This is a genomic window from Pseudazoarcus sp. NS34 (assembly GCF_059703725.1).
Genome location: NZ_BAAKIZ010000004.1, coordinates 381,230 through 394,047 on the forward strand (window position 1 = coordinate 381,230; position 12,818 = coordinate 394,047).

The window sequence follows — 12,818 nt, forward strand, 5'->3', positions numbered from 1 at the left end:
TCCTTGTCATTCAGCGCCGGCCGGCTGCGGCCGACGCTCGGGTGCGGCATTGTAACGCGGGGCCGATTCGGCAAAGATGGGCGCACCTCTCAGCCCCGGTAACACCATGCTTCGCTTCGCCCTCGCGCTCGCCCTCTCGATCCTCGCCACCGCCACCGCGGCCATGCCGCCCGAAGTCGCCCGCGCACTCGAACGTGTCGGCATCGCGCCGGACGCCGTCGCCATCTACGTCCAACCAGTCGACGCCGCCGTGCCGGCACTGTCGCTCAACGCCGCCCGCCCGATGAATCCGGCCTCGGTGATGAAACTCGTCACCGCCTTCGCCGTACTCGAACGCCTCGGCCCCGGCTTCACCTGGACTACGCGCATCGCCACCGACGGCCCGGTGCGCGACGGCCGCCTCGCAGGCAGCCTGCACCTGGTCGGCGGCGGTGATCCGCTGCTCGACGTCGGCCGTCTGTGGCGCGTGCTCGCCCGCGTGCGCGCCGCCGGCATCACCCATATCGACGGCGACATCGTGCTCGACGCCTCCGCCCTGCGCCTGCCGCCGCACGACGCGGCCGCCTTCGACAACCGCCCGCTGCGCCCCTACAACAGCGGCCCCAACGGCCTGCTGCTCAACTTCAACACCGTGCAGCTGCTACTCACCCCAAGCGCCGCTGCCGGCGAACCCATTACCGTCGCCGCAGTGCCGGCTCTAGATGGCCTCAGGCTGGACAACCGCCTCACCACCGCCGCCGGCCGCTGCGTCACCTGGTACCGCGACATCGACTCCAGCCTTGGCTGGACGGCCGACGGCCCCGTGCTGACCCTCATTGGCTCCATGCCCGCCGACTGCGGCGCCCGCGAATGGGCTGTCGCCCCCTTCCCGTCAGACGACTTCGCCGCCGCCCTCACTGGCTGGTTGTGGAAAGCCTCCGGCGGCACGCTCACCGGCCGCGTGCGGCACGGCATCACGCCCTATCTCACCACCACGCTGTTCGAGCACACCTCGCCGTCCTCCGCCGAAGCCGTGCGCGAGATGAACAAGTGGTCCAGCAACGTCATCGCCCAGCAGCTGCTCGCCACGCTCGCCATGCACGAGCCCGACACCACCGACATGCTCGCCGCCGGCGGCCGCATCGCTGCCGAAACCCTCGCCGCCGTCGGCATCCCCACGCAGGGCCTGCTCATCGACAACGGCTCCGGCCTCTCCCGCACCGCCGCCATCCGCGCCGACACGCTGGCCGCCTTGCTCCTCACCGCCTGGCAACGCCCCTGGATGCCCGAGTTCGTCTCCGCCCTGTCACTCGCCGGCATCGACGGCACCGCCCGCAAACGCCTCAACGGCAGCCCCGCCCACGGCCACGCCCACATCAAGACCGGCACCATCAACGGCGTGCGCGCAATGGCGGGTTATGTCCTCGACCGCAACGGCCGACGACATGCAGTGGTGATGATGGTGAATGACGAAAAAGCGCCGCTTAGTGAAGCGGCGCAGGATGCGTTGATTGAGTGGGTTTGGGGTGGGGCGAGGAGGTAAAAATCCGAATTACTCAAACGCGCCGGATGATAGAAGCGGGCCAAGCATGCCGGCATGCAAGAAGGTAGTTGTGCGTGATTTGCTCACAAAGGTGGACTCAGCCGAAGGCAGAAGCTTTACATACTACGCGCCCTACGCGCTCTGATTTCAATGCCATCGCAAGTGGCTGGCGATGATGAGGCGGGCGCTCCAGCGCCCGCGTGCGCGATTTACTGAACTTTCAGCTCGTAGTCGTTGTTCGGGCCTCTCCGGTCATAGACCGCGCTCAGGACGTCGGGCGTCTCGTCGTCGACAAAGAGTAGGTAACTCGATCCAAGGTCGAGGAACCCGATACGCTTGTCTTGAGACCCGTACTGCGGCTGCTTGCCCGGAAAGTAAGACACCTCCTCCAGTCGAAGCACGGCGCCGCCCTCTGCAAAAGCCTGGACGTTCCCTTCGACCCGCTTGATGACGCCGGTGCCAACCCACTCGACGGTGCCCGCATATGCATTTTTCGACTCCCGGTCAGGGTTGGCGCCAACCTCCAGGCGCAGTTGCTGCGTGCCCTTTTCGATGGTGAGTTGCTGCCGCCACCCAAACACCATCCTTTCGGTGATCTCAAGCGTTGCCACTACCGGCTGCGCCGTGAGGCCGAGGACCCGGTCTTTGCTGGCATCAAATTTGGCGTCGAGTTCTTGCTTCTCTTTGGCGGCCGCCTGCTCTTGAGCGGCAAGGCGAGCCCGGAACTCAAAAAACTCATCGGAATCCGTTGTTATCAAGGCCATTTCGTAGCGCATCCCATGCCCCGCTGAGCGCAGGCGCTCATAGATTGCGCGCTCAACTACGCCCGGCGCCTCATTTCTCGGGACTCGGCGGATGAGCCACGAATCTTCACGACGTCGCGCGTCCATGGAATAGGTCTGCTTGAATGTGCCCCCGGCCGCGAGCGTCTTTTCAACAAACACGGGGCTGTACTCGTACCCCAGTGATGACAAATCGTAGTATTGATCTTTATCCAGAACGTAAAGGTCATTGAAAGACTTGATCGTGGCGTCAACCAGGAAATCGAAGACTGGAGCCTCCGCCGTGCCAGCGGTCTTGGACTCCGTAATCGTCACATCAACGACCTCGAAATTCGCCCCGACCGCCTTCTGAATCTCATCAGTCACAACATCTTCGCTCGGACCGTCGTGCTTCACGGATTGCTTCGACTGCACCTGCCGGCGCTCTCCTTCCGCGCTCGCGGGTGGCTCGGTTTCGCCCGAGCACGCCACAAACGCAAACGCTGCGACCGACAGCAAGAACGTGTTCGAAAATTGACGGTGGGTCACGGCATTCTCCTTGTGGTTTGCATACAGCCCAACGGCGCAATAACCGAAGGGCATTTCGCCGAATGATAGCGTCAATACAGCTCACCCAAGCGATCCGCCGCCGCACATGGCCATACTTGACCGGTTGAAATGCAGGTAATCCATGTGCGCCCGAAAGTCTGCCTCGTCGCGAACCAGATGCTCCCAATAGCGCCGCTGCCAGATGCCGCACTCACCTCGGCCGCTGCGCACGTCTGAACGACTTGCGGGGGCAAGAATACGTTTTGGAAGGCCAGACTTGATCAGGCGCCAGCGGCTGGCGAAGTCGATGCCGCCGGACGGGAGCTGGAGGATGCAGCCCACGCGACGCAACACGCGTTAGGGACGGAACGGGGTGAAATCCCCTCTGGCTCGCCGAGCGGAGGCCGGTTTCGCCGGGGCAGTCCGGCCCTGCTGTTTGAGCGAAGCGAGTTCAGGGCCGGCCGGCGAAAGCGGCTGGAGCGAGGGAAGCCCGAAGGGCCGAGACGGCGGGGCACGATTCTTTGCCTACTTTCTTGTCGTGCAACAAGAAAGTAGGTCGCCCGCCGGGGCGAGTCCCGGCCGGCCGAGGTGTGCGGAACCAACTTGGGTAATCAAAAGCAGAGCGACGGATACGCTTCGCTTATCTACCCTACGAAAATCCATGACGACTGTGCGGCCTGTACTATGCAAACAGCAAAAACGGGGCCACAGCCCCATGTCCACCCAATGGAGATCGAAATGGCGAGTAATAAGGTTCTGGGTTTGGTGTTGCTCGTTGTGGGAGCGATCCTGCTTTACCTTGCGTACCAGTCATCGCAAAGTCTGGGCGATCAGGTAACGGAAGCCGTTACCGGGCGCTTCACCGATTCGACCACGCTGTACCTGATTCTTGGTGCAGCTTCGGCAGCAGCGGGGGTTGGAATGCTGCTCTTCGGCAAATCCCGCTGAGGCGATCCGTGCGAGGCGTGGAAACCGCGCCTCGCACAAGCTCAGGCTTATAGCTGCGACAGCGGCTTGGGCATCGGCATGGTCTCCCCCTGCCCCAGCACCCACCAGCCGCGGGCGACGCGGTAGAGCACCCACAGGCCGGCGGCGATCAGCGTGACAAAGCCGATCACGATGCCGATCAGGGTGAAGATCAGCACCCATCCCACCACAAACCACACCAGCGCGAACCAGAAAGTGCGGATCTGCCAGCGAAAGTGGCTCTCCAGCCAGGTGCCGCGCGCCGAGGCCTGCTTGTAGTAGTTGAGGATGACGGCGGCGATCGACGGCAGCGTGCCGAGGAAGCTGCCGAGGATACTGGCGGCACCAAACAGCGCGGTGAGCAGCGCGAAGGCGTGCAGGCCGTACACGACGTGCACGATCAGCCGCAGGTTATCGAGATCCATGGCGGGGCCGGGGCCGCGCGGTTGCAGTTCTTCGCTCATCAAGCGGTTTCCTTCACAGTCCGAGTTCTTGCCACATGGCGTCGACGCGGGTTTTCACCGCCTCGTCCATGACGATGGGAGTACCCCACTCGCGATTGGTTTCGCCGGGCCACTTGTTGGTGGCATCGATGCCCATCTTGCTGCCGAGGCCGGCCACCGGGCTGGCGAAATCGAGGTAGTCGATGGGGGTGTTGTCGACCAGCGTGGTGTCGCGCGTGGCGTCCACGCGGGTGGTCATGGCCCAGATCACTTCCTTCCAGTCACGGATATCCACGTCGTCATCCACGACGATGATGAACTTGGTGTACATGAACTGGCGCAGGAAGCTCCAGATGCCGAACATCACGCGCTTGGCGTGGCCGGGGTACTGCTTGCGGATGCTGACCACCGCCAGCCGGTACGAGCAGCCCTCCGGCGGCAGGTAGAAGTCAGTGATTTCGGTGAACTGGCGCTGCAGCAGCGGCACGAAGACTTCGTTGAGCGCCAGCCCGAGCATGGCCGGCTCGTCAGGCGGTTTGCCGGTGTAGGTCGAGTGGTAGATCGGGTCTTTCCGCATGGTGATGCGGTTGATCGTGAACACCGGAAATTCGGAGACTTCGTTGTAGTAGCCGGTGTGGTCGCCATACGGGCCCTCGGGTGCCATGTCGCCGGGGTGGATCACGCCTTCCAGCACGATTTCGGCGCTGGCCGGCACCTGCAGTTCGGAGTCCATGCATTTCACCAGCTCGGTCTTGGAGCCGCGCAGCAGCCCGGCGAACTGGTATTCCGACAGCGAATCCGGCACCGGCGTAACCGCGCCGAGAATGGTCGCCGGGTCGCAGCCCAGCACCACCGCCACCGGGAAGGGTTCGCCTGGATGCGCGAGCTGGTGGTCGCGGAAATCCAGCGCGCCGCCGCGGTGCGCGAGCCAGCGCATGATGACGCGGTTTGTGCCGATGACCTGCTGACGGTAGATGCCCAGATTCTGGCGCTTCTTGCCCGGCCCGCGGGTGACCACCAGCCCCCACGTGATCAGCGGCGCGGCGTCGCCCGGCCAGCAGTGCTGGATCGGCAGTTTGGCCAGATCGACGGCATCCCCCTCCCACACCACTTCCTGACACGGCGCCGAGCGCACCACCTTGGGCGCCATGTTGAGCACCTGCTTGAACACCGGAAGCTTGTCCCACGCGTCCTTCAGGCCCTTGGGCGGCTCGGGCTCCTTGAGGAAGGCCAGCAACTTGCCGACTTCGCGCAGCGAGTGCTGCCAGTCGCCCGATTCGCCCATGCCGTAGGCCACGCGCTGCGGCGTGCCGAACAGGTTGGCGAGCACGGGGATCGCCTGCGGCACGCCCTTGGTCACCGGCTTCTCGAACAGCAAGGCCGGACCGCCGGCGCGCAGCACGCGGTCGGCGATCTCGGTCATTTCGAGGTGGGTGTCCACCGGCACGCTGATGCGCTTGAGTTCGCCCATCTCTTCGAGGCGGGTGATGAAGTCGCGCAGATCGTTGTATTTCATCGGCAGCGGTTGATCGCAGTTTTGGTGGCCTGAGCGGCGAATCTGGCCGCCGCCGCAAAATCTTCGCCGTCACCGGCATACAGAATGGCCCGCGACGAGTTGATCATCAGCCCGGTGCTGTCGCGGCTGCGGCCGGCCGCCACCGTGGCGGCAATGTCGCCGCCCTGCGCGCCGATGCCCGGCACCAGCAGCGGCATGTCGCCGGTGAGATTGCGCACGCGGGCGATCTCTTCGGGGAAGGTCGCACCCACCACCAGACCGAGGTTGCCGCTGGCGTTCCATTCGTTCGCGGCCAGACGCGCGACACGCTCGTAGAGCTTTTCGCCGCCGACGTCGAGGAACTGCAGGTCGCTGCCGCCGGGGTTGGAAGTGCGGCACAGCAGGATCACGCCCTTGTCGGTGTATTCCAGATACGGCTCGACGGAGTCGCGCCCCATGTAGGGATTCACCGTCACGGCGTCGGCGCGGTAGCGCTCGAAGGCTTCGCGCGCGTACTGCGCGGCAGTGCTGCCGATGTCGCCGCGCTTGGAATCGAGCACCACCGGAATGCCGGGGTGTTTGTCATGGATATGGCGAATCAGGTCTTCGAGCTGGTCTTCGGCACGCGCGGCGGCGAAGTAGGCGATCTGCGGCTTGAAACAGCACACCAGATCGGCCGTGGCGTCGACGATCTCGCGGCAGAACCGCAGGATGGCGTCGGGCTGCTCACGCAGGTGAGCGGGAATGCGCGCGGTGTCGGGGTCGAGGCCGACGCACAGCAGGCTGTCGCGGCGCTGCCAGCGCTCGCCGAGGGCAGTCATGAAATGCATGGGGAAATTCCGTGTGGTCCGGCCCGCATGATAAGCGCTCGCCCCCCGCATCGAAAGAAGAGGGGGCCAGCGGCCCCCTCTTGCTGGGACGCGGCAATGCCGCTTACATCTTGCCTTCCATGCCGAGAATCTTCATGGCCTTGCCAAGCGTGGCGACCGATTCGCCGTGCTTGCCGGCCTTGTGGAGCGCTTCGCCTTCGGCACGCAGGCTCTTCACTTCGGTCATCTGGGCTTCGCTGAGTTGCGGGTTGGTGGCCAGCGCCGCATCGATCTTCTTCATGTCGGCCGGGCAGTGTGCCGCCAGGGCGGCGCCGCTCAGTGCCAACATCGCAAGCGTCAGTGCGATCTTCTTCATGCTGTCTCTCCATTGCGTCGCGGAACATACCGCGCACCACGTGGACAGGACGCGCTAGCTTTTGTTCAGCGGAACAGGCTGTCGAAGACGATGCCGGCAAACACCGTGGCGCCAAACCAGTTGTTGTGCAGGAAGGCGCCGAAGCAGGCGGCGCGATCGCGCTCGCGGATCATCCCGTAGTGGGTCCACGCCACACCGGCCGCGCCGAGGATGCCGACGGTGTAGAACAGCGGCCCGAGCCCGAGCATCCAGCCGGCAATCGTCAGCGTCAGCAGGGTCAGGCCGTAGCAGACCATCACCGCGATGACATCGAAACGGCCAAAGGTAATGGCCGCACTCCGGATGCCGATCTTCAGGTCGTCCGGCCGGTCGACCATGGCGTATTCCGTGTCGTAGGCCACGGCCCAGAACACGTTGGCGAGCAACAACACCCAGGCCACGCCGGGCACCTCGCCGTGGATCGCAGCAAACGCCATGGGAATGCCGAAGCCGAAGGCGATGCCCAGATAGGCCTGCGGGATCGCCAGGAAGCGCTTGGTAAAGGGATAGCTCGCGGCCAGCAAGGCAGCCGGCACGGCCAGCGCAATCACCAGCGAGTTGAGGAACAAGACCAGAAACAGCGCTGCGAAAGCGAGTATCGCCGCCACGCACAGGGCCTCGGCCGGGGCGACCCGGCCGGTGACGATGGGCCGATCGACCGTGCGCTCGACGTGGCCGTCGAAATCGCGGTCGGCGTAGTCATTGATGACGCAGCCGGCCGAACGCATCAGCACCGTGCCGGCCAGGAAGGTCAGCAGCACATGCCACGGCGGGAAGCCGCCCGCCGCCAGCCACAGCCCCCACAGCGTGGGCCACAACAGCAGCAGGATGCCGATCGGACGGTGCAGGCGCGCGAGGCGGAAGTAATGCGGCAGACGTTCGGAGAGGCTGAAACGGATGTCGGTCATGCAGGCAGGTCGAGGATCTCGGGCAGGAAGATTTCGGTAACGAGCAACGCGCGGCCACGCAAACGGAAGACCGAACGCCGCCCCCAGAGTTCGTGCGGCAGCGCCTTTGCAGCAAGCGCCGCCGTCGCGGCACGGTGCCGTGCATCACGCCGGTCCAGGCGTGCGCAGGCCAGTGGACCGCGCTGCACGCGCGGATTGGCGAACAGCGCCGCGCCGAGCGGGCGCGAACCGATGGTCGAGAACAGCCTTGAGCCCGCGCGCACCGTGGCCTGCGGCATTACCGATCGTGCATATACCACCGGCACATCATCGGCGAGCAACAGCACTTCGCGCACCCATGCCCAGTCACCATGCCGTAAGCCTAACAGCAAGGCCTCATCGTCGAGCACCTTGCCCAGTCGCTGGCGCAACACGCGCACCGCAAAACCATCGCAGCGCGCCCGGATGCGCGCCGTCAGCGAACCCGTATCACGCAGCCAGCCGTCCATCCCGCGCGGTAGCAGGGCGGGCAGAAGATGGCTGCGCCACCGATCGGACGGATAACGATTTGTCATGTATTCACGCGGATGCAACGGCGAACATCTTACCCGATGGGCTCGCGCTGGCCGAACGCGGCCGCACGCGCCCTAGACCGCCTCACGAACCTCGCGCTCGCCGGCCAGCCAGGCCTTGAAGCTCTCGACAATCGACAGCAGCGCGGGGATGAAGAACAGCACCAGCGCGGCCGAGAAGCCCAGACCGAAGGCGATGGAGGCCGCCATCGGGATCAGGAATTGCGCCTGCAGCGAGGTCTCGAACAGCAGCGGCATCAGCCCGCCGATGGTCGTCAGCGAGGTCAGCAGCACGGCGCGCAGGCGGCCGCAGGAAGCGCCGATCAGCGCGTCGTCGAGCGCCATGCCCTTGCCACGCAGTTCCTTGAACAGACTCACCAGAATGATCGAGTTGTTGACCACGATGCCGGCCAGCGCGAACAGGCCGAACATCGACAGGATGGTGAGGTTCAGCCCCATCAGCCAGTGGCCGAAGATGGCGCCGACCAGGCCCAGCGGAATGGCCGACATCACCACCAGCGGCCAGCTCCACGAGGCGAAGGCCCACACCAGCGTGAGGTAGATCAGGCCGAGACCGAGCAGGAGGCCGGCCTTCATGTCGTCCATGGTCTCGCGCTGGTCGGCGGCGCGGCCCTCGAAGCTGTAATCGACGACGTAGCGCTGCGCGATGCCGGGCAGCACTTCGCGCTGCAACTCGGCGCGGATCACGTCGGCGTTGCCCTGCGCCGGGTCGATTTCGCCCGACACCTCGACCGCCAGCCGGCCATCGGCGTGGCGCAGCGCCTCGAAGCCGCGACGCGATTCCCAGCTGGCCACCGCGCCGAGCGGCACGAAGCGCTCGTCCGGCGCGTGGATGACCAGGCGCTCGAACACGTCCAGCCGCTCGCGCTCGTCGCGCGGCAGCAGCACGCGCACTTCCAGTTCATCGCGGCCGCTCTGCACCAGTTGTGCGAGATGCCCGTCAAAAGCGGCGCGCAGCTGGCGACCCAGGCTTTCGGTGGTCAGGCCCAGCGCCTCGCCGGCCGGCGTCATGCGATACACCAGCTGTTCTCGGCCAAAGGGCATGTCGTCCTCGACCGACGACACGCCTGGAATGCCTCGCACGCTCTCGGCCAGCGCCAGCGCCGCGGCCTTGAGCCGCTCGGGGTCATCGCCGGTGAGGCGCACGCTCAAGTCGCGCCCCGGCGGGCCGGACTGACGCGCCTGCAGCGTCAGGTTTTCCAGACCCGGCGCGGTGCCGGCCTTTTCGCGCCAGGTGCGCAGAAAGGCCTCGTTGCGCACCTCGCGCGCTTCCGGCGGAACGAGTTCGACCATGATCGAGGCGAGCTGGTCGCCGCGCGCCGAAGACGTGCTGCTGATCGAACCCCCCAGGCGCGACACGGCGGTGCGCACCACGCCGCCGCCGTATTCGCGGTCGGTTTCCATCAGCGCCTCTTCGAGTTCGAGCAGGAAGGCTTCGGTGTGGGCGCGCGGCGTGCCGGCCGCAAACGCGATGTTGCCGTACAGCACCTGCCCTTCCGGCGTCGGGAAGAACACAAAGCCGATGCGGCCGCCGGCCACCACGCCGACGGCCAGGATCATGGTCGCCAGCGTGATGGCGATGGTCGTGCCGCGCCAGCGCAGCGCCAGCGTTACCAGCGGCCGGAAGCGGATATCGCGGAAGCGGTCGAACACGCTGTCCAGTCGCTCGCGCAGACGCGAGGCCTTTCCCGCCGCCTCGCCGTGCAGCGCGCTTTTGAGGTGCGCGGGAAGGATCAGGAAGCTCTCGAGCAGCGCGGCGGTGATGACCATAATCATCACGAAGGGGATGTCGAACAGGATGTTGCCGATGATGCCGCCCACCAGCATCAGCGGCAGAAAGGCCGCGATGGTCGTGACGGACGCCGCCACCACCGGCCAGAACATGCGCCGGGCGCCGCCCAGCGCCGCCTGCGCCGGGCCTTCGCCCATGCGGCGGTGAGTGTCGGCGTCTTCCGACACCACGATGGCGTCGTCCACGATGATGCCCAGCGCCATGATCAGCGCGAACAGACTCATCATGTTGATGGTGCCGCCGAACAGCAGCATCAGCCCCAGCGTGGCCAGAAAGGCCGTGGGAATGCCGACCATCACCCAGAACGCGATGCGCGCCGGCAGGAACAGATACAGGATCGCCACCACCAGCAGCAAACCGCCCAGACCGTTCTTCACCAGCAGGTTGATGCGATCGCGAATCAGCTCCCACTGCGCGTCGAAGACCTCGATCTTGACGGTCGGCGGCAGGGTCGGCAGCGTTTGCTCCAGCCAGCCCTGGAGCACCTTGGCGGCGCGCAGCGAGTGGCCGCTCTCGGCGCGCTGCAGCATCAGCTCAACGGCTGCGTCGCCGCCTTCGGACAAGGTCAGACTGTTGGGCCGCGCCTCGCGAGTGATGTCGGCGATCTCGCCCAGCCGTATCAGGCCGCCCTCGTCCGACACCACTGGCAGGCTCTCGAAGTCGCGCGCCGTGCGGCGCTGCTCCAGCCCGCGGATTTCGCGCGCACCGTCCTGCTCGCCGGCCACACCGGCCGGCACGTCGCGTGCAATCGCCGCGACACGATCACCGATCTCCACCAGCGACAGGTTCAGCGTCTCAAGCGCAGCACTGGAAACCTCGATGGCAATGCGCTCTTCGGGCAGACCGGTGATATCGACACGGTCGATGCCGGCCGCCAGCAGTTCGCTCTCGAAGCGCCGCACCCACGGCCGCAGGGTTTCGACGCTCTCGCCGCGTATCAGCAGGCGAGCGATTGGTTCGTAGCGCGATATGCGGCTGACTTCGGGGGTTTCGGCGTCGCGCGGCAGGTTGCGGAATTCGTCCACGCGCTGACGAACCTGATCGAGCGCCAGCAGCGGGTCACTGCCCTCGTTCAATTCCAGCGTGATGCTCGACACGCCCTGCGCCGAGGTCGAGGTCATCTTCTTGAGGCCGTCGACGGTCTTCAGGCGCTCCTCGAGCGGGGTCGTGATGCCGGTTTCGACGTCTTCTGCCGCCGCGCCCGACCACACCACGCGCACCGAGATGAAATCCAGCTCGAAGCTCGGGAAGAACTGCACGTTCATGCGCGCGACGCCGGCCATGCCGGCGATGAAGGCCAGCAGCATCAGCACATTGGCCGCGACGCGGTGCTTGAGCAGCAACGCGATGGTGCCGCCTTGCTTCATTGCGGGAGCGCCTCGACGGCCAGACCATCAATCGCGTTGGGCAGATGCGTGACCATCACCGTGCTGCCAGGCGGCAGCTCGGGCGCGCGCACCAGCACGCGCGGCTCGGCACCGATGCGGTGTTCGCCGACGCGCTCGACGCGCACCGTCGCCAGCCGACCGTCGACCACGCGGTAGACGCGGTCTCCGCCATGCAGCGCCGAAAACGGCAGCGACAGCACACCGTCCATTTCGGGCCGCTCCAGCTCAGCACTCAGAAAGGAGCCAACCGGCACGCCGCCAGCGGAATCGACGCGCAGCAGCACTTCCACGCCGCGCGCGTCGGCCTCGCCGGACACTCGTTCAAGCTGCGCAGTCAGTGGCGCGCCGCCGAAATCGGCCCGCGCCTGCAAGGCTTCGCCGGCGGCCAGCGCGGCCTTCAGCTCGGCCACGTGATGCGCCGGCACGCGCGCGCGCAGGAACAGATCGTCCGACGGATACAGCGTCAGCACGGTCTCGCCCGGTTGCACCTGATCGCCGGCTGCAACCTCGACCGTGCCGATGCGCGCTGCAAACGGTGCGGTGATCGCGCCGCGTGCGGCGTCGCGCTCGGCCACCGCCAGCGTGGCGCGCGCCTCGGCCAGCCGCGCCGGGTGCTCGGCAATGGCCTGCTCGCGCTGCGTCACGGCCAAGTTCGCGCGGGCAACCTCCTCGCGCGCCTGATCGGAGCTGGCGGCGGAGCCGAAGTTCTGGCGGGCGAGTTGTTCGAAGCGCGCGAGTTTGGCCTCGGCGAGCTTTAGCAGCGCTCGCTCTTGCTCCAGCGCCGCACGGTCGGCAGTGGCGCGCAGTCGTTCGCGCTCGACCACCGCGCGCGCCTGTTCGACGCGCGGCTGCAGGTCGCGTGGATCGAGTCGCGCCAGCACGGCGCCGGCCTGCACAAAGTCACCGTCGCGCACCTTCACGTCGAGAATGCGACCGGCCACCGGTGCCGATGCGCGCACCCGGTCGGGCGCCTCAATGCGGCCGTACAGCGTCAGCGTGGGGCGTACCGATTGCGGCGCCACTTCGGCGACCGCCACCGGCCACACGCGTTCGCGCACCTCGACCACCGGCGGCTCGGGCCGCGTCGCACTCAGGACGACGAAGCCGAGCACCGCCAGCAACAACACTCCTACTGCAAGCATGCGGCGCATGCGATCTCCAGATGCTTGTGATCATGCTGCGCATGACCCTTGTTTAT

At 66.1% G+C, this 12,818-nt stretch carries 11 protein-coding genes; 2 read left to right on the forward strand and 9 right to left on the reverse strand.

Annotated features, from left to right (window positions below; translation table 11 throughout):
* Positions 1-106: 106 nt before the first annotated feature.
* Positions 107-1,522: a D-alanyl-D-alanine carboxypeptidase/D-alanyl-D-alanine endopeptidase gene (gene dacB, locus AC6H0N_RS15175; protein ID WP_497574964.1), complete on the forward strand. Its 1,416-nt coding sequence runs from the start codon at positions 107-109 to the stop codon at positions 1,520-1,522.
* Between the two features lie 209 nt (positions 1,523-1,731).
* Here the strand turns inward: dacB and AC6H0N_RS15180 are convergent, their stop codons facing one another.
* On the reverse strand, positions 1,732-2,832 hold the full coding sequence (locus AC6H0N_RS15180; protein ID WP_497574965.1) for a hypothetical protein: 1,101 nt from the start codon (positions 2,830-2,832) through the stop codon (positions 1,732-1,734).
* A gap of 738 nt (positions 2,833-3,570) precedes the next feature.
* Here AC6H0N_RS15180 and AC6H0N_RS15185 point away from each other — a divergent pair.
* A complete protein-coding gene (locus tag AC6H0N_RS15185; protein WP_497574966.1) occupies positions 3,571-3,780 on the forward strand; it encodes a DUF3185 family protein in 210 nt (69 codons plus the stop codon).
* Positions 3,781-3,827: 47 nt separating this feature from the next.
* Here AC6H0N_RS15185 and AC6H0N_RS15190 read toward each other — a convergent pair whose 3' ends face one another.
* The 8 genes from AC6H0N_RS15190 to AC6H0N_RS15225 form a co-directional block, all read right to left on the reverse strand.
* Positions 3,828-4,262, reverse strand: a complete 435-nt coding sequence (locus tag AC6H0N_RS15190) for a DUF4870 family protein (RefSeq protein ID WP_497574967.1) — start codon at positions 4,260-4,262, stop codon at positions 3,828-3,830.
* 13 nt (positions 4,263-4,275) lie between these two features.
* Complete coding sequence (ubiD, locus tag AC6H0N_RS15195; protein WP_497574968.1) at positions 4,276-5,757, reverse strand: 4-hydroxy-3-polyprenylbenzoate decarboxylase; 1,482 nt, start codon at positions 5,755-5,757, stop codon at positions 4,276-4,278.
* Positions 5,754-6,566, reverse strand: coding sequence for an orotidine-5'-phosphate decarboxylase (gene pyrF / locus AC6H0N_RS15200; RefSeq protein WP_497574969.1), 813 nt, complete (start codon positions 6,564-6,566; stop codon positions 5,754-5,756). The genes ubiD and pyrF overlap by 4 nt, the downstream gene beginning before the upstream one ends.
* A 103-nt stretch (positions 6,567-6,669) precedes the next feature.
* Positions 6,670-6,921, reverse strand: coding sequence for a PA2433 domain-containing protein (locus AC6H0N_RS15205; protein ID WP_497574970.1), 252 nt, complete (start codon positions 6,919-6,921; stop codon positions 6,670-6,672).
* A gap of 65 nt (positions 6,922-6,986) precedes the next feature.
* Positions 6,987-7,868: a 4-hydroxybenzoate octaprenyltransferase gene (gene ubiA, locus AC6H0N_RS15210; RefSeq protein ID WP_497574971.1), complete on the reverse strand. Its 882-nt coding sequence runs from the start codon at positions 7,866-7,868 to the stop codon at positions 6,987-6,989.
* Entirely contained in the window at positions 7,865-8,422 is a 558-nt protein-coding gene (locus AC6H0N_RS15215) for a chorismate--pyruvate lyase family protein (protein ID WP_497574972.1), read from the reverse strand. The genes ubiA and AC6H0N_RS15215 overlap by 4 nt, the downstream gene beginning before the upstream one ends.
* 72 nt (positions 8,423-8,494) lie before the next feature.
* Positions 8,495-11,599: an efflux RND transporter permease subunit gene (locus AC6H0N_RS15220; RefSeq protein WP_497574973.1), complete on the reverse strand. Its 3,105-nt coding sequence runs from the start codon at positions 11,597-11,599 to the stop codon at positions 8,495-8,497.
* Positions 11,596-12,771, reverse strand: coding sequence for an efflux RND transporter periplasmic adaptor subunit (locus AC6H0N_RS15225; RefSeq protein WP_497574974.1), 1,176 nt, complete (start codon positions 12,769-12,771; stop codon positions 11,596-11,598). The genes AC6H0N_RS15220 and AC6H0N_RS15225 overlap by 4 nt, the downstream gene beginning before the upstream one ends.
* Between the last annotated feature and the right edge of the window lie 47 nt (positions 12,772-12,818).